The 17,280-nt window shown below is 48.8% G+C and carries 17 protein-coding genes and 1 tRNA gene; 14 read left to right on the top strand and 4 right to left on the bottom strand.

From position 1 onward, the window contains the following. Window positions 1-24 precede the first annotated feature (24 nt). Window positions 25-972, top strand: coding sequence for a thioredoxin-disulfide reductase (gene trxB, locus ASF12_RS09165; RefSeq protein ID WP_056032513.1), 948 nt, complete (start codon window positions 25-27; stop codon window positions 970-972). A 254-nt stretch (window positions 973-1,226) separates the two neighbouring features. Here trxB and ASF12_RS09160 read toward each other — a convergent pair whose 3' ends face one another. Then, window positions 1,227-1,793 (bottom strand): glycerol-3-phosphate responsive antiterminator, encoded by a 567-nt coding sequence (locus ASF12_RS09160; protein ID WP_056032510.1) that lies wholly within the window; start codon window positions 1,791-1,793, stop codon window positions 1,227-1,229. Window positions 1,794-2,355: 562 nt separating this feature from the next. Here ASF12_RS09160 and ASF12_RS09155 point away from each other — a divergent pair. From ASF12_RS09155 to ASF12_RS09135, 5 genes are all read left to right on the top strand, one after another. Next, entirely contained in the window at window positions 2,356-3,306 is a 951-nt protein-coding gene (locus tag ASF12_RS09155; RefSeq protein ID WP_056032507.1) for an ROK family glucokinase, read from the top strand. Window positions 3,307-3,360: 54 nt separating this feature from the next. Continuing rightward, window positions 3,361-4,248 (top strand): RNase adapter RapZ, encoded by an 888-nt coding sequence (gene rapZ, locus ASF12_RS09150; RefSeq protein ID WP_056032504.1) that lies wholly within the window; start codon window positions 3,361-3,363, stop codon window positions 4,246-4,248. 12 nt (window positions 4,249-4,260) lie between these two features. Next, on the top strand, window positions 4,261-5,247 hold the full coding sequence (locus ASF12_RS09145; protein WP_056032501.1) for a gluconeogenesis factor YvcK family protein: 987 nt from the start codon (window positions 4,261-4,263) through the stop codon (window positions 5,245-5,247). A gap of 6 nt (window positions 5,248-5,253) precedes the next feature. Further along, window positions 5,254-6,183: a DNA-binding protein WhiA gene (gene whiA / locus ASF12_RS09140; protein WP_056032497.1), complete on the top strand. Its 930-nt coding sequence runs from the start codon at window positions 5,254-5,256 to the stop codon at window positions 6,181-6,183. 97 nt (window positions 6,184-6,280) lie between these two features. Continuing rightward, the gene (locus tag ASF12_RS09135) at window positions 6,281-6,550 is read left to right on the top strand and encodes an HPr family phosphocarrier protein (protein ID WP_046234108.1); all 270 of its coding nucleotides are present in this window, start codon (window positions 6,281-6,283) and stop codon (window positions 6,548-6,550) included. A gap of 174 nt (window positions 6,551-6,724) precedes the next feature. Here ASF12_RS09135 and clpP read toward each other — a convergent pair whose 3' ends face one another. Then, complete coding sequence (gene clpP / locus ASF12_RS09130) at window positions 6,725-7,306, bottom strand: ATP-dependent Clp endopeptidase proteolytic subunit ClpP (protein WP_056032494.1); 582 nt, start codon at window positions 7,304-7,306, stop codon at window positions 6,725-6,727. Window positions 7,307-7,535: 229 nt separating this feature from the next. Further along, a tRNA-Arg gene (locus ASF12_RS09125) sits at window positions 7,536-7,607 on the bottom strand. 251 nt (window positions 7,608-7,858) lie between these two features. Between ASF12_RS09125 and ASF12_RS09120 the strand changes: the two genes are divergently transcribed. The 6 genes from ASF12_RS09120 (at window position 7,859) to eno (ending at window position 15,333) form a co-directional block, all read left to right on the top strand. After that, the gene (locus tag ASF12_RS09120; protein WP_056032491.1) at window positions 7,859-8,896 is read left to right on the top strand and encodes a sugar-binding transcriptional regulator; all 1,038 of its coding nucleotides are present in this window, start codon (window positions 7,859-7,861) and stop codon (window positions 8,894-8,896) included. Between the two features lie 307 nt (window positions 8,897-9,203). Next, window positions 9,204-10,208: a type I glyceraldehyde-3-phosphate dehydrogenase gene (gene gap, locus ASF12_RS09115; RefSeq protein WP_056032488.1), complete on the top strand. Its 1,005-nt coding sequence runs from the start codon at window positions 9,204-9,206 to the stop codon at window positions 10,206-10,208. Window positions 10,209-10,505: 297 nt separating this feature from the next. Continuing rightward, window positions 10,506-11,687, top strand: a complete 1,182-nt coding sequence (locus ASF12_RS09110; RefSeq protein ID WP_056032485.1) for a phosphoglycerate kinase — start codon at window positions 10,506-10,508, stop codon at window positions 11,685-11,687. Window positions 11,688-11,717: 30 nt separating this feature from the next. Next, complete coding sequence (gene tpiA, locus ASF12_RS09105; RefSeq protein WP_056032482.1) at window positions 11,718-12,473, top strand: triose-phosphate isomerase; 756 nt, start codon at window positions 11,718-11,720, stop codon at window positions 12,471-12,473. Between the two features lies 1 nt (window position 12,474). Beyond that, window positions 12,475-14,007, top strand: a complete 1,533-nt coding sequence (gpmI, locus tag ASF12_RS09100; RefSeq protein ID WP_056032479.1) for a 2,3-bisphosphoglycerate-independent phosphoglycerate mutase — start codon at window positions 12,475-12,477, stop codon at window positions 14,005-14,007. Between the two features lie 33 nt (window positions 14,008-14,040). Then, complete coding sequence (eno, locus tag ASF12_RS09095) at window positions 14,041-15,333, top strand: phosphopyruvate hydratase (protein ID WP_046234101.1); 1,293 nt, start codon at window positions 14,041-14,043, stop codon at window positions 15,331-15,333. A gap of 338 nt (window positions 15,334-15,671) precedes the next feature. On the opposite strand, the gene ASF12_RS09090 is transcribed toward eno, so the two are convergent. Beyond that, complete coding sequence (locus tag ASF12_RS09090) at window positions 15,672-15,983, bottom strand: hypothetical protein (RefSeq protein ID WP_155972903.1); 312 nt, start codon at window positions 15,981-15,983, stop codon at window positions 15,672-15,674. Window positions 15,984-16,141: 158 nt separating this feature from the next. Between ASF12_RS09090 and ASF12_RS09085 the strand changes: the two genes are divergently transcribed. Together ASF12_RS09085 and secG are read left to right on the top strand one after the other, a co-directional pair. After that, entirely contained in the window at window positions 16,142-16,927 is a 786-nt protein-coding gene (locus ASF12_RS09085; protein ID WP_056032473.1) for a sugar phosphate isomerase/epimerase family protein, read from the top strand. 110 nt (window positions 16,928-17,037) lie between these two features. Next, the gene (gene secG, locus ASF12_RS09080; protein WP_056032470.1) at window positions 17,038-17,274 is read left to right on the top strand and encodes a preprotein translocase subunit SecG; all 237 of its coding nucleotides are present in this window, start codon (window positions 17,038-17,040) and stop codon (window positions 17,272-17,274) included. Window positions 17,275-17,280 lie beyond the last annotated feature (6 nt).

The following is a 17,280-nucleotide window of genomic DNA, read 5'->3' as shown; positions in this document are numbered from 1 at the left end:
GCAAAATTTAAGGAGGGTTACAGGATGTATAAAGCGATTATTATCGGTACGGGTCCTGCGGGACTGACGGCTGCGATTTATTTGGCTCGTGCAAACATGAAGCCGCTAGTTATTGAAGGACCGGAGCCAGGCGGACAATTGACGACGACAACGGAAGTAGAGAACTTCCCGGGCTTCCCAGAAGGTATTATGGGTCCGGATTTGATGGCTAATATGCGCAAGCAAGCGGAGCGTTTCGGCGCAGAGTTCATTACGGGCTGGGTGAACAGCGTGGATACTTCCGCGAGACCGTTCAAGCTGCAAGTAGAAGGCAAGGGCGAATTCGTAGGCGAGTCGCTTATTATTTCGACGGGCGCTTCAGCGAAATACCTAGGCATCCCTGGGGAAAAAGAAAACGTAGGCCGGGGTGTCAGCACCTGCGCCACTTGCGACGGATTTTTCTTCCGTGGCAAAAAAATCATCGTTGTGGGCGGCGGAGATTCCGCTATGGAGGAAGCTAGCTTCCTGACTCGCTTCGCGACGAATGTAGAGCTTGTTAACCGCCGCGAAGAGCTGCGCGCATCGAAAATCATGCAGGACCGCGCACGCGAAAATGAAAAAATCGACTGGAGCCTAAACCGCACGCCAGTTGAGGTTGTAGCTGGGCCAATGGGCGTTACTGGCCTTAAAGTACGCAACAATGAAACGGGCAGTGAAGAAGTCATTGAGACGCACGGCATTTTCATCGCGATCGGCCATACGCCGAACACGGCCTTCCTGAATGGACAGATCGATACGGATGAGCATGGCTACATTAAAGTAAAACCGGGTACTTCCGAGACGAACGTTCCAGGCATCTTCGCTTGTGGCGACGTGCAGGACAGCAAATATCGCCAAGCGATTACCGCTGCGGGCAGCGGCTGTATGGCAGCGCTCGATTGCGAACGTTTCCTTGAAGGCAGCATGACGCATGACTGGAGCCAGTCCCTGTAAACATAAATCGGCGGTTAGGTTCAGTTAGCGCACATAAGGCGCAAGCGCCTATCAAACGCTGAGCTTCCTAGTTCCCTAGATCGAAATGCAGCAAATACCCCTTTGCCTGATGAATAAGGCAAAGGGGTATTTATTGTATGTTTATTGTACGCTTGTATGTTTGGGCAGTACCCTAGAACAAGCAGCACTATGAGCTGGGGTGGCGTACAGGTGGCGCAGCATTGACGCAAGCGGCATAAGCTTGCCGAAAATAATCATTTGCTTGTAGACGCAAAATGCGTCCACAGCTCGCTGCGCGAGGTGGTCACTGCTGTAGCCCCAGCGGCAGTTGCATTTTCCACATCTGCTACAGTTCGGATCAGACCGCCGGCAAAAATCGGAATGCCCGTCCGTTCAAAAACTTCACGAATGATATGCGGCATGACGCCTGGCAGCACTTCAATATAATCAGGCTTCGTGCGCTCCAGCAGCACATAGCTTTTCTCCAATGCCTGGGTATCCAGCAGAAACAAGCGCTGTATCGCAATAAGGCCATTTTTCTTGGCTGTGCTAATGACAGCGCCGCGTGTAGAAATAAGTCCGGCCGGGCGAATCATCTGGCACAAATATTCGGCTGCGTATTCGTCATTTTTGAGGCCGCCGATTAAATCGGCGTGGAGCAGTATTTTTTTGCCATGGGCATTCGCCAGCTCGAAAATGCTCTTCAGTTGGCTGATATGCGTCTCCAGCAGCACAATATAGGAGAAGTCAGAAGTCATCAGCTTTTCCAAATCTTTCGTTTTTCGCGGGGCAGGCAATATTTGCTGGTTGTGAAAGGGCAAGGCCGAATACCTCCTTATCGGGATGTGGATTCATTGATCTATAATAAGCTGCCAGCTAGGCGTGTATACGCGGCTTCGATTCCAATGCGGAACGGAGTCCGCCATCTGGGGCGGGAAGTGATGTGTTCGCTTGAAATATAGGAAAGGATATGGTTTTCGCATCCCTTTTCTATATTTCTCGGAATGAAACGCGCTGCGCCGCCAGAGGACGGCAAAGCCGTTTACGCTTGAAATATAGGAAAGGATATGGTTTTCGCATCCCTTCTCTATATTTCTCGGAATGAAACGCGCCACGCCGCCAAAGGACGGCGACAGCCGTTTCACCTTGAAATATAGGAAAGTATGTGATGTTCCCATCCTTTCTCTATATTTCATCGCGAAACGAAGCTTTGCCGCCAAAGGACGGCAAAGCCGTTTACGCTTGACCCTAGTCTAATGGATATACGGGGTGAACTCAACGTGCAAATCCAGCGGCAGCAAGGAGCTTCCTGCCTTGACCAGAGGGAGGAGCTTCGCTTATAGTGGACAGAGAAGATTAACATATTAATGAGGTGGACTACAAATGTCTCAAAAGATTTACGTTGGAATCGATGTTGGCGGAACGGCAATTAAGGTCGGATTGTGCAACGAGAACGGGGATTTGCTTCACACGTATGAAGGTCCCACAGAAACGAATAAAGGTACGGATGCTATCCTTGAAAATATTGCTGCTTATGCGCGTGCCATCGTCGCTGAATCTTCCTATGAATGGGAGCAGGTTGGCGGTGTAGGCGTAGGAATCGCCGGTTTCCTGGACATTCCGTCGGGCTATATTAAGTTCGCGCCGAATTTGAAGATTCGCGACGTAAATTTGAAAGATTATTTGGAAGCCAAGCTGGCAACTAAAGTGCTTGTAAACAATGATGCAAACGTGGCAGCGCTGGGCGAGGCTTGGGCTGGCGCGGGCAAAGGCATCGACCACTGCGTATGCTACACGCTTGGTACAGGTGTAGGCGGCGGTATTATTATCGGCGGCAAAATCGTCGAAGGCTTCGCCGGCATGGCTGGCGAGCTTGGACATATTGCAATTGTGCCGGATCTCGAAGCGATTCAGTGCGGCTGCGGCAAGATGGGCTGCCTCGAAACGGTTTCTTCCGCAACGGGCATTATCCGTATGGCGAAGGATGCTGTGGAGCGCGGCGACCGTACGACGCTTGCTCAAGTGACAGACATTATGGCGAAGGACGTTATCGATGCAGCAAAAGCTGGAGATGAAGTAGCTATGCGCATTGTAAGCCGTGCGGCGTATTATTTGGGACGCTCGATGGCGCTGATGGCCGTCGTGCTGAATCCGGAATGCTTCATTATTGGCGGCGGCGTGTCCAAAGCCGGCGAGTTTCTGTTCGAGCAAATTCGCGAAGTATTCGAGAAGTATACACAGAAAGAAGCGCAGGATGGCGTGAAAATCATCCCTGCTACGCTCGGCAACAATGCAGGTGTCGTTGGCGCAGCGGGATTAATTTTGCGCTCGTAGCGATAAACATAGGATAACAGGGACAATTTCCCCGCTTGTGAGGAGGAGAAGAAGATGGAGACGGCAGCGGCACTAGCGAAGCTTGTTATTATTACAGGGATGTCAGGCGCGGGCAAAACGATTGCTGTACAAAGTCTAGAGGATCTTGGCTTCTTCTGCGTCGATAATTTGCCCCCGGTGCTTATCCCTAAGTTTGCAGAGCTGATTGAGCAATCAAACGGGAAGATCGGCAAGGTTGCCTTAGTTATTGACTTGCGCGGCAGGGAGTTTTTTACAGCTTTAGCGGAGTCTTTAAGTTATATTAAAGACCATTCTACCATAAGCTGTGAGATACTGTTCCTGGATGCGACGGACGGCGTGCTCGTTCAACGTTATAAGGAGAGCCGCCGGCGCCACCCGCTTGTGCCCGATGGCTTGCCGCTGGACGGCATCAAGCTGGAGCGCAGAATGCTGGAGGATTTGAAGGGGTCTGCATCGCTGGTCATTGACACCAGCAGTATCAAGCCCGCACAGCTGAAAGAACGGATTATTTCCAGGTTTACGAATTTGGAGCAAAATAGCTTGTCGGTCAATGTCATTTCTTTCGGCTTTAAATATGGCATTCCGATTGATGCGGATTTAATTTATGATGTGCGTTTTTTGCCTAATCCTCATTATATTGAGCATCTGCGCCCAAATACCGGCCAGACGCCAGAGGTTTATGAATATGTGATGAAATGGCCGGAAACGCAGGCGTTTCTGGCTAAACTGGTTGATATGCTCCAGTTCCTCCTTCCGCTTTATCATAAGGAAGGGAAGAGCCAGGTCGTTATCGGCATTGGCTGTACCGGAGGAAAACATCGCTCGGTGGCGATTTCGGAATACTTGGGCCGTGTGCTGGGAAGCAGCGATACGGAACGGGTACGCGTCAGCCATCGCGATTCCGACCGCGACAGGCATTAACGGAGGGAATGTATGCAGAACAGGCACAAAATAGGAGCGCCTCCCAAGATCGTAGTCATTGGCGGAGGCACAGGATTATCCGTTATGCTGCGCGGGCTGAAGGAAAAGCCCATGGATATTACAGCCATCGTCACCGTTGCGGATGATGGGGGCAGCTCCGGCGTGCTGCGCAATGAGCTGCAAATTCCGCCTCCGGGCGATGTTCGCAATGTGCTGATGGCGCTCGCCGATACGGAGCCGCTGCTTGCAGAGGTGCTGCAATACCGATTCAATTCAGGCACGGGGCTTGCCGGGCATAGTCTCGGCAATTTAATGCTGGCTGCTATGGCTGACATCACAGGCGATTTTGTGACGGGCGTACGCGAGCTGAGCAGGGTGCTGGCGGTGCGCGGGCGTGTTTTGCCTGCGGCAGCCCAGGCTATCGTGCTCAAGGCAGAAATGGCCGATGGCTCGATCGTCATTGGCGAGTCGATGATTCCAAAGGCGGGTCAAGCGATCAAGCGTGTATTCATTGATTCGGAGAAGGCACACGCGCTGCCGGAAGCGGTTAAGGCGATCGAGCAAGCAGATGCCATTCTTATTGGGCCTGGAAGCTTGTACACGAGCATTATGCCGAATTTGATTGTTCCCATGCTTGCCCAAGCAATTACGGAATCTTGCGCCGTCAAGCTGTTTGTGTGCAATGTGATGACGCAGCCGGGCGAGACGGACAATTATACGGTATCGGATCATATGAATGCGATTGAGGCCCATATCGGCCTTCAATTATTTGATTATGTCATTGTGAACAATGGTGAAATTTCACCGCAAGTGGAAGCCAAATATGCAGAGATGGGCGCAAAGCCCGTCGCTATTGATTTAGAAGCTATTCGCAGCAAGGGCTGCGAGGTTATTGCGGATCGTTTTGTTTTATTCCAGACGTTTCTAAGGCATGATGCCGAGCGTCTAAGCCATCATATTTATAAGCTAGTGGAAAACTGGATGATTAGAAAGAGGTGACAAACCATGTCGTTTGCGGCACAAACGAAAAAGGAACTTACGCTTATTGAAGCAGATTCCTGCTGTGAGCTTGCAGAGCTTTCCGCACTCATTCGGATGAATGGTTCTGTCAGCTTATCCAGCCGCAAAGTCATTTTGGACATCTCAACAGAAAATGCTGCCATAGCCCGTCGTATTTATTCTCTGGTCAAAAAGCACTTTGAGGTACACACCGAGCTGTTGGTTCGGAAAAAAATGCGGCTGAAAAAGAACAATGTGTATATCGTACGTATTCCAACAATGGTACAATCTATATTGAGCAAGCTTCATATCGTATCGGAAGGTTTCGTGTTCAACTCCGGAATCGATAAAGCGATGATCAAGAAGTCTTGCTGCAAGCGTTCTTATTTGCGCGGGGCTTTCCTTGCTGGAGGTTCAGTGAATAACCCTGAGGGTTCCTCGTACCATTTGGAAATTTCTTCGATGTATGAGGAGTATTGCGCCTCATTAGTGGAGCTTGCCAATAAGTTCGAGCTGAATGCCCGCTGCATTGAACGGAAGAAAGGCTTTATTTTTTACATTAAGGAAGGCGAGAAAATTATTGAGCTGCTGAACATTATCGGTGCTCATCAGGCGCTGTTCAAATTCGAGGATGTAAGGATTATGCGCGACATGCGCAATTCCGTCAATCGCATCGTCAATTGCGAGACGGCGAACCTGAACAAGACCATTGGCGCGTCCGTGCGGCAGATTGATAATATTAAACTGCTGGACCGCGAGCTGGGCCTTGATAACTTGCCGGATAAGCTCAGGGAAGTCGCTGAAATTCGCCTGCAGCACCCCGATCTGAACTTGAAGGAAGTTGGCGAACTGCTGAAAGGGTCAGTAAGCAAGTCGGGCGTAAACCATCGTCTTCGCAAAATTGACGAGCTTGCTGAAAAAATACGCAATGGCTAAACTTTTAACTTCTTGTTTCCGATGGTATAATGATACAATGAGTTTAAAATTATCGGCATAATTAAGGAATGAATAAGATATAGGGGGTATGGTTTCCATGACAAGGCTTCCGGTTGTCGTTCGACTAAAGACGGGTCTTCATGCAAGACCTGCAGCATTATTCGTACAAGAAGCTAATAAATTTTCATCTGAAGTATTCGTCGAGAAAGACGACAAGAAAGTGAATGCCAAATCGATTATGGGAATTATGAGCTTGGCAATCAGTTCGGGCACTGAAGTTTTCATAAGTGCGGAAGGTTCGGACGCAGAACAGGCTGTAAACGCTTTAGCTGCATTGGTAAGCAAGGAAGAGCTGGAGAACCAATAAGAAGCCCTATGCAGCAGGGATTCGCTTGCTCATAACCCTATTATTTGGCCATGCCGCCTTCTGGATCTGAATGATCCGGGGCGGTTTTTTGGTTAAAAAAAGTCCATAACAAAAGAACCCCGGTTCGCCTGAACCGGGGTTCTTTTGTTATGCGTCCACAATAATGCGGGGCAATTAGATTTTCTCAATAACCTTGTCAACGAGACCGTACTCGCAAGCTTCTGCTGCGCTCATGAAATAGTCGCGATCGGTATCTTTCTCCACGCGCTCAAGCGGTTGGCCTGTGCGCTCGGACAGGATGCCATTCAAGTGGTCGCGCATTTTGATAATGCGGCGTGCGCGAATTTCGATATCGCTCGCCTGGCCTTCAGCGCCGCCCAGCGGCTGGTGAATCATAACCTCGCTGTTCGGAAGCGCGTAACGCTTGCCTTTGGCGCCTGCTGCAAGCAGGAAAGCGCCCATCGATGCTGCCATACCTACACAAATGGTGGATACGTCAGGCTTGATGTATTGCATCGTATCATAGATAGCCATACCCGAGGTGATGGAACCGCCAGGGCTGTTAATGTAAAGGGAGATGTCTTTCTCAGGGTCATCAGCTGTCAGAAACAGCATCTGTGCGATGATGGAGTTGGCTACAACGTCATTGACGCCCGAGCCCAAGAAGATAATACGGTCCTTCAATAACCGGGAATAGATGTCGTAGGAGCGCTCTCCGCGATTAGTTTGCTCAATAACCATAGGGACGAAATTCATATCCTGTAAACCTCCTCCGAAAAATAACAAGATTGATATTGCCGTAACATCATAATAGCGGATGAAACGTTAAAAGTCAAAGATAGTCAGACAAATCAGATTTTTCTCTATCGCATGCCTTTTTGCAGCTAAAAAACGATATAAAAAAACCACCCTTTCATCAGGGTGGCCACATACTAGGCTTCATAAACACGATTGCTTGTTGTATGTCGTTATTGGCAAATCAGAACGCGCCCGCTAGGAATCGAACCTAGATCTCAGGCTCCGGAGGCCTACGTCATATCCATTGGACCACGGGCGCATGTATAAAAGTAACAGCAAGATTTAGTATATGTTAAATGTGAATAGAAATCAAGCCAGCTATTAAAAATAAATTTGATAAAATCGTGTCAGTAAACGGTTTCATATGAAATTGTTGACTTGAAATGTTAGATCAAGTTCGGTAAAATAGAGGTGGGACTTAAAACGAAAGCATGGGACGTTTCGTGTCCACCGCAATGCATGAGTATCGGTTTCGCTTAACTTAGTACGGGTGGAGTGAATAATTAGAAGATGCGCCAAATGATTGAATTGCAGCAGCAGCTTCTGCCAGATTTGCTCGACGTGATGAGGAAGCGCTACAGGATACTGCACCAGGTTATGCTCTCTGATCTCATCGGCCGCAGAACGCTTGCGACAACGCTCGGTATGACGGAGAGGGTGCTGCGAGCAGAAACGGACTTTCTAAAGTCGCAGGGCTTGCTTGAAATTCATGCTTCAGGCATGAGAATCAGTGAACCTGGCAAAGAACTGCTTGAACAGTTTGAGCCTTTTGTGCAGACGATTTTCGGCTTATCGGAGCTTGAGGAGAAGATCAGAAGTTATTTCGGGCTGAGCCAAGTTGTTGTTGTGGCCGGCGATTCTGATGTATCCGCGCAGACGAAGCGGGAACTCGGCAGAGCAGGAGGGCAGGTACTGCGCAAAGCGATGGAGCAAGGCGACGTCATTGCCGTTACAGGCGGTACGACGACTGCTCAGGTAGCCAATCAGCTTTCGGCTGTGGCGCCGCTTAAAACCAATTGGTTCGTGCCTGCAAGAGGCGGACTTGGCGAAAGCGTCGATTATCAGGCGAATACGATTGCTTCCACCATGGCGAAGCGGACAGGTGCCAACTATCGGCTGCTTCACGTTCCTGATCATCTTGGCGAGGAAGCTTATGCTCCCATTATGCAGGAACCGAATATCCAGGACATTATAGAAGTGATCCGCAGGGCGCGTATTGTCGTGCACGGCATCGGAGACGCTATGGTGATGGCTCGGCGCAGGAAGCTTGATGAGGCGACGATGCAGGGTATTGAAGCTGAAGGAGCGCTTGCTGAAGCATACGGTTTTTATTTTGATCGCAGCGGGCAAGTGGTTCACAAGATGCCGACGGTAGGACTACGGCTCGAGGATATTGTGAAGACTGAAGTAGTTATCGGAGTAGCCGGAGGCAAAAGCAAAGGTGAAGCGATCGCTGCAGTTATGCGTTTTGGACACAATGATGTATTAGTTACCGATGAGGCTGCCGCATTAGAAATCATTGCGATTATTGAAGGCTCAGCTCCATAAAAATATAAGAATTTATAAGTTGCAGCTTATAAATAGGACTTATATTTCACCGCGAAACGGCAGCTTTACCGCCAGAGGACGGCTTTCGGCCGTTTACGCTTGAATTCTAAGAATTTATAAGTTTTATCCTTATATCCGCTTAGAATTCTAGGGCAAAGCTCTTCGCTCGTCCTAGAAGGACGACAAAGTCGTTTTTGCTTGGCAAGTGATCTTGATGCTTCGCGCGCCGGGCGAGACAATGGCATCCGGCATGCGAAATGTCTTGAAATATATTTTTTATCCCAAAACACTCTAGGAGGAAACAACAATGGTTAAAGTAGGTATTAACGGTTTTGGTCGTATTGGTCGTAACGTATTCCGCGCAGCTCTGAACAACGCTGATGTTGAAATCGTAGCAGTAAACGATTTGACAGACACAGCTACACTGGCTCACCTTTTGAAATATGATACAACTCACGGTACTCTTGATGCTACAGTTGAAGCTAAAGAAGGCGCGATCGTAGTTAACGGCCGCGAAATCAAAGTTTTCGCTGAGCGCAACCCTGAGAACCTGGCTTGGGCTTCTGTAGGCGCTGAAATCGTTGTTGAATCCACTGGTATTTTCACAGCTAAAGAAAAAGCTGAGCTTCACCTTAAAGGCGGCGCTAAAAAAGTTATCATCTCCGCTCCTGCTACTAACGAAGACATTACTATCGTTATCGGCGTTAACGAAGACAAATACGATGCAGCTTCCCACACAATCATCTCCAACGCTTCTTGCACAACGAACTGTCTTGCTCCGTTTGCAAAAGTATTGAACGATAAATTCGGCATCGTTAAAGGCATGATGACAACGATCCACTCGTACACAAATGACCAATCCGTTCTGGATGTACCGCACAAAGACCTTCGTCGTGCTCGTGCAGCTGCTGAGAACATCATTCCTTCATCGACTGGTGCTGCTAAAGCGGTATCCCTTGTGCTTCCTGAGCTGAAAGGCAAACTGAACGGTATGGCTATGCGTGTTCCTACACCTAACGTTTCCGTTACTGACCTGGTAGCTGAATTGAAAGTTAACGTTACAGTTGAAGAAGTTAACGCTGCTTTGAAAGAAGCTGCTAACGGCGCTCTTAAAGGCATCTTGAACTACAATGAATTGCCGCTTGTATCGAGCGACTACAACCACGATCCAGCTTCTTCCACAATCGATGGTCTGTCGACTATGGTTGTTGAAGGCAACATGGTTAAAGTTGTTTCTTGGTACGACAACGAGTGGGGCTACTCGAACCGCGTAGTTGATCTCGCTGCTTATATCGCAAGCAAAGGTCTGTAAGAACAAGGGAAATATCCCCCACAATTACATGGAACGCTTTACGTCCCAGGCCGGTATTGCACTGGCCCTTGGGATACGCTTAATCCGCGGCGCTCCCGGGGCATCGTATGCGATTCAAGCGAAACCTTAACAGGGGCGCGATTTTGTCTTCATGACGAAGCGCAGCTTCAGGTTCGCGAGCCTTCTGGCCGCGGGCCAAGAGGGAGCGTTCCTTCTTTTAATAAAGAGGGAACGCTTCTTTTTGTTTGAATATAGAAAGTGTTAAGCTTTGCACGCTAATATCAGGAGGTTACATTCATGGCTAAAAAAAGTGTTCGTGACGTAGAAGTAGCAGGCAAACGGGTATTCGTACGCGTCGATTTCAATGTGCCGCTCGAAGATGGTAAAATTACCGATGACAAGCGTATCCGTGAGACGCTTCCTACGATTAACTTCTTGATCGAAAAAGGCGCGAAAGTTATTTTGGCAAGCCACTTGGGCCGCCCGAACGGTGAAGTTGTAGAAGAGCTTCGCCACACAGCATCGGCAGCGCGTCTGTCCGAGCTGCTTGGCAAACCGGTAGTAAAAGCGGATGAGTCGATCGGTGAAAATGTTAAAGCGCAAATCGCGGCTTTGAACGCTGGCGATGTATTGCTGCTTGAAAACGTTCGTTTCCATGCGGGCGAAGAGAAAAACGATCCTGAGCTGGCGAAAGCTTTCGCTGAGCTTGCTGATCTTTACGTAAATGATGCTTTCGGAGCTGCACACCGTGCTCACGCTTCGACTGAAGGCATTGCGCACCACCTGCCGGCTGTTTCCGGTCTATTGATGGAGAGAGAGCTTGATGTTCTTGGCAAAGCGCTGAACAACCCTGAGCGTCCTTTCACAGCTATCGTAGGCGGTTCGAAGGTTAAGGATAAAATCGACGTTATCAACAAAATGATCGAAATTGCCGACAACATTATTATCGGTGGCGGCTTGTCCTACACATTCTTCAAAGCACAAGGCCATGAAATCGGCAAGTCGCTCGTAGACAACTCCAAGCTTGATCTGGCGCTTGAGTTCATCGAGAAAGCGAAAAAGCTGGGCAAAAACTTCCTCATTCCAGTTGATATCGTTGTAGCTGATGATTTCAGCAAAAACGCCAACACGCAAATCGTTGACGTTGACGGCATTCCAGCTGAGTGGGAAGGCATTGACATTGGTCCTAAGACGCGTGAAATCTACGCAGAAGCGATTAAAAACTCCAAGCTGGTTGTTTGGAACGGACCAATGGGCGTATTCGAAATCGAGCCTTTCTCCCATGGTACACAAGCAGTAGCGAAAGCATGTGCAGAAACAGCTGGCTACACGGTTATCGGTGGCGGCGATTCGGCTGCAGCGGCTGAGAAATTCGGTCTGGCTGATAAAATGGACCACATTTCCACTGGCGGCGGCGCTTCCCTGGAATTCATGGAAGGCAAAATTTTGCCGGGCGTTGAAGCACTCAACGATAAATAAGCAACCCATACAGTACAGGAGGGTATATATATGAGCAGAAAACCAATTATTGCAGGCAACTGGAAAATGTTCAAAACGGTTTCTGAAGCGGCTTCCTTCTTCGCAGATGTGAAAGGCAAAGCAGAGGTTGATGGCGTAGAGAGCGTGATCTGCGCGCCATTTACAGCACTTCCTTCCCTTGTTGAAGCAGCTAAAGGAACAACGATCGCGATTGGCGCTCAAAATCTTCACTTCGAAGACAATGGCGCATTCACAGGTGAAATCAGCGGCGTGATGCTGAAAGACCTGGGCGTAAAATATGTCATTATCGGCCACTCCGAGCGTCGTGCTTATTTTGCTGAGACAGACGAAATCGTTAGCAAAAAAGTACATGCAGCATTCAAGCATGATCTGACTCCTATCGTATGTGTAGGCGAGAAGCTTGAAGAGCGCGAAGCTGGCGAAACAAAAAATGTTTGCAACGTGCAAACGGTAGCGGCATTCCAAGACTTGTCCGCAGCTCAAGCAGCTGAAGTCGTTGTTGCTTATGAGCCTATCTGGGCGATTGGCACTGGCAAATCTTCAACTTCTGAAGATGCACAAGACGTTATCGGTTATATCCGCAGCGTAATTGCAGGTCTTTATGACGATGCTACAGCAGCAGCGGTTCGTATCCAATACGGCGGCAGCGTCAAACCTAACAATGTTGCTGAATATATGGGTCAGCAAGATATCGACGGCGCGCTTGTAGGCGGAGCTAGCCTTGAGCCTGCTTCCTATATCGCACTGATCGAGGGGGCCAAGTAAGATGGCTGCTCCAGTTGCATTAATTATACTTGACGGCTTTGGTCTGCGCGATGACGTGACAGGCAATGCAGTTGCCCAAGCGAAAAAGCCTAACTACGACCGTTACTGGTCGACTTACCCTCATACGCAGCTGACGGCGAGCGGTGAAGCGGTAGGCTTGCCAGATGGACAAATGGGCAACTCCGAAGTTGGCCATTTGAACATCGGCGCAGGCCGCATCGTGTATCAGGATTTGACTCGCATCAGCAAGTCGATCCGCGATGGCGAGTTTTTCGACAACGAAACGCTGCTCGGCGCTGTGCGTCATGCAAAAGCAAATAGCAAGAAGCTTCACCTGTACGGCCTGCTGTCCGATGGCGGCGTACACAGCCACATTGCGCATTTGTTTGCTCTGCTTGACCTGGCGAAGAAGGAAGGCCTGGAAGATGTTTATATCCATGCATTCCTTGATGGCCGCGACGTTGCCCCGGATAGCGCAAAAGGCTACATGGAGCAGCTTCTCGCGAAGATCGAAGAGGTTGGCGTAGGCCATGTTGCAACGGTGCAAGGACGTTATTACGCGATGGACCGCGACAAACGCTGGGAGCGGGTAGAGAAGTCTTACCGCGCTATGGTGTATGGCGAAGGCCCGCAATATAACGATCCGCTCAAGGCGATAGTTGAATCGTACGAGAAATCCGTTTATGATGAATTTGTTATGCCAACGGTTATCGTGGGCGAAGATGGCAAACCGGTTGGTCTTGTCGAGTCGGAGGATGCAGTTATTTTCTTCAATTTCCGGCCTGACCGTGCGATTCAACTGGGACAAGTATTTACGAATGAAGATTTCCGCGGTTTTGAACGTGGGGAGCATGCTCCAAAAAATCTGTATTTCGTATGCTTGACGCTGTTCAGCGAAACGATTGGCGGCTTTGTCGCTTATTCGCCGAAAAACCTTGATAATACGCTTGGTGAAGTGCTTGTGCAAAACGGCAAGAAGCAGCTTCGCATTGCGGAAACGGAAAAGTATCCGCATGTTACGTTCTTCTTCAGCGGCGGCCGCGATCATGAACTGCCGGGCGAGACTCGCGTTCTGATTAATTCGCCTAAAGTAGCGACTTATGATCTGCAACCAGAAATGAGCGCTTATGAGGTAGCGGCAGCTGCAGTCAGCGAGATTGAAGCAGATAAGCATGATGCGATTATCTTGAATTTTGCCAATCCCGATATGGTAGGTCACTCCGGCATGCTGGAGCCGACAATCAAAGCGGTGGAAGCAACGGATGCATGCTTGGGCCAAGTCGTTGAAGCTGTGCTTGCTAAAGGCGGCGTATGTATTATTACAGCTGACCATGGTAATGCCGATATGGTATTTGATGCAAATGGACGTCCTTTCACAGCGCACACAACCAACCCGGTGCCATGCATTGTGACGGTTGCTGGAGCAACGCTGCGTGAAGGCGGAATTTTGGCAGACCTTGCACCGACGGTGCTTGATTTGATGCAGCTTTCCAAGCCGGCAGAAATGACGGGCATTTCCCTGATTCAGAAGTAGCAACTATCATTAAACTAAGAGGAGTGTTCAAACATGTCTATTATCGTTGACGTATATGCACGCGAAGTATTGGATTCCCGCGGTAATCCAACAGTAGAAGTAGAAGTATCCCTAGAGTCCGGTGGCCAAGGCCGCGCTATCGTTCCATCCGGCGCATCCACTGGCGCATACGAAGCTGTTGAGCTTCGTGATGGCGACAAAGGCCGTTACCTTGGTAAAGGCGTAGAAAAAGCAGTAGATAACGTTAACACGATTATCGCTCCTGAAATCATTGGTCTGGACGCTCTTGATCAAGTAGCTATCGACCGCAAAATGATCGAGCTTGACGGTACACCGAACAAAGCTAAGCTGGGTGCTAATGCGATTCTTGCTGTATCGATGGCTGTAGCTCGCGCTGCTGCTGATGCACTGAACGTATCCCTGTACACTTACCTGGGCGGATTCAACGCTAAAGTTCTGCCAGTTCCAATGATGAACATCATCAACGGCGGCGAGCACGCGGACAACAACATCGACGTACAAGAGTTCATGGTTCTGCCAGTTGGCGCTCCAACGTTCAAAGAAGCTCTTCGTATCGGCGCTGAAATTTTCCACAGCCTGAAATCGGTTCTGAAAAACAAAGGCCTGAACACAGCTGTAGGCGACGAAGGCGGCTTTGCTCCTAACCTTGGTTCGAACGAAGAAGCAATCACTACAATCATTTCCGCTATCGAGAGCGCAGGCTACAAGCCAGGCGTTGACGTATTCCTCGGTATGGACGTAGCTTCGACTGAATTCTTCAAAGATGGCAAATACCACCTGGAAGGCGAAGGCAAATCCTTCACGCCTGCTGAATTCGTTGACCTGCTTGCTTCATGGGTTGATAAATACCCAATCATCACAATCGAAGACGGCTGCTCCGAAGACGATTGGGATGGCTGGAAATTGCTTACTGAAAAATTGGGCGACAAAGTTCAACTCGTTGGTGACGACCTGTTCGTTACAAACACTGAGCGTCTGTCCGATGGTATCGACAAAGGCGTGGGCAACTCGATCCTGGTTAAAGTTAACCAAATCGGTTCCCTTACTGAAACTTTCGACGCAATCGAAATGGCGAAACGCGCTGGTTACACAGCGGTTATCTCTCACCGTTCCGGCGAAAGCGAAGACAGCACAATCGCTGACATCGCAGTTGCAACTAACGCTGGCCAAATCAAAACAGGTGCTCCGTCCCGTACGGACCGCGTAGCGAAGTACAACCAATTGCTTCGTATCGAAGACCAACTGGGTGCTACAGCTCAATACGCTGGTAAATCCGCATTCTACAATCTCAAAAACTTCAAATAAGCTTAAACAAATGACAGCTTGTTCAGTTTGATTGTCCAGTACTCTGGTCTTCTCTAAATGAGCAAGTATCAATGCGAATAAGCTTTTATGCACTTATGTACTTAAAAAATCCCTGCCCACAAATATTGTGGAGCAGGGATTTTTGGTATGTAAAAGTGTGGGAAGCTGCTGAAAAGACAAGCGGAGTAAAAGGGTTGGAGTGGAGAAGCGCAGCGTTCGCATTTGTCGTTGGAAATCTACCGCTAAAGCAGTTATTGTTCAAAGATTCCAAAGGCAACAGCGATCGAATCCCAACCCTTTTACGCAGCGCAGATCCTTTTCAGCAGACTTCCACCCACCTATCGCCGTACCGTCTTACGACCAACAGCCAACTCCACACTATGCACAATAATGTAGACAACCAGCAAAATAATAGCAAGCAATAACGAGCCTTCCGAATACTGCTGAAACAGCCTCACCGACCAGCCGTCATCGCCAATAATCCAATAGGCAATAAAATTAGAAACGGCAATACCGTCCTCGAACGAGGGAATCAGACTGTATAAATAATTTTGTGAAAGACCAATTGCAGCTATAAGCGTAACAATGACGGAAATGAACACGCCTTTGGAGTAAATGTATAAGGCGCCAGCCTTTTTGAGAACAATCATGGTTAGGATAATCCCGGCCAAACAAATGATGATAAACAAAGCAGTATCCCCCTTTGCATAAGTAGTGTGCGAAGCCTTTGCTTGTTTTGGTCACCTCTAATGACGAGCCTGTTTTGCAAATGGTTGCTGGATTTGAGCAGAAAAGGAGGTGTTATTTTATGGATAAACAAGTGCTGAGTCTGCAAATGTATTCGCTGCGGGACATTACAGAAAGCGACCTACTGGGGTCTCTGGACAAGGTAGCTGAAATCGGCTATAAAGCGGTCGAATTCGGGGGTTATTTTCACGCACCGGCAAGAAGGTTGAAAGAGCGTTTGGATTCACTGGGGCTCATTGCGCCTTCCGCGCACATCCCGCTTAATTTTGAAAATATAAAAAAAATTCCATCAGACTTCGAGAAGCAGGTTGAATATGCAAATGAGATTGGGCTGAAATACATGGTCGTGCCTTGGGTTCCTGTGCCAGAGGTGCCGAAAATGGACGATATTAAATATTTGGCAGAAATTTTGGAGCGATGTGCTTGGCAAACGAAGCAGCAGGGCATAAAGCTATGCCTGCATAACCATGATGCGGATTGGAAAAAGGTTGAAGGCAAGCCGCTGTATGTGCACCTGCTGGAGCTTGTGCCTGCGGATTTGTTAAAGGCGGAGCTGGATTTGGGATGGATTTACATGGCGGGTTATGACCCGGCTGAATACGTGAAATATTATTCGGATCGGCTGCCGCTCGTCCATTTTAAAGATTTTCAGGAGGGACGCAAGGATACGGAGCTCGGGAGAGGAGATGTCGGCTACACCGAGCTGTATGAGGTGGTCAAGCATTCGGGAGTAAAATATATCATTATCGAGCAGCAGCAGTTTACGGAAACGTCACTGAAAAGCGCAGAGATGAGCTTTCATTTTATGCAAAGGCTAATGCAAGACCCGCAGCCAGCCAAGGGATAGCCGTAACAGGAAATGTTAGGGTTAAACAGCAAAGTATTGTTTTCAGTAAATCGCTGTGATACAATCATTTTATATGTTTTAATGGAGCTCCTATGCTGGAGGTGGATTGAATGGATATAGCTTTGAAAATTTTACTGGTTATTTTTTCGGTTGGCCTAATTGCGGTCGTATTGCTGCAAAAAGGTAAAAGCGCGGGATTGTCCGGAGCCATTAGTGGTGGCGCTGAGCATTTGTTCGGCAAGCAGAAAGCGCGTGGTTTGGACTTGTTCCTGCAGCGTTTGACGATTGCACTGGCTGTTGGATTTTTCTTCCTGTCGCTCGTTGTTGCTTACGTCGTACAACAGTAATAATCT

This window comes from Paenibacillus sp. Leaf72, from assembly GCF_001422685.1.
Classification (GTDB): domain Bacteria; phylum Bacillota; class Bacilli; order Paenibacillales; family Paenibacillaceae; genus Pristimantibacillus.
Note: the sequence above shows the minus strand (reverse complement) of the source record. Positions and strands in the feature narration are given on the sequence as shown.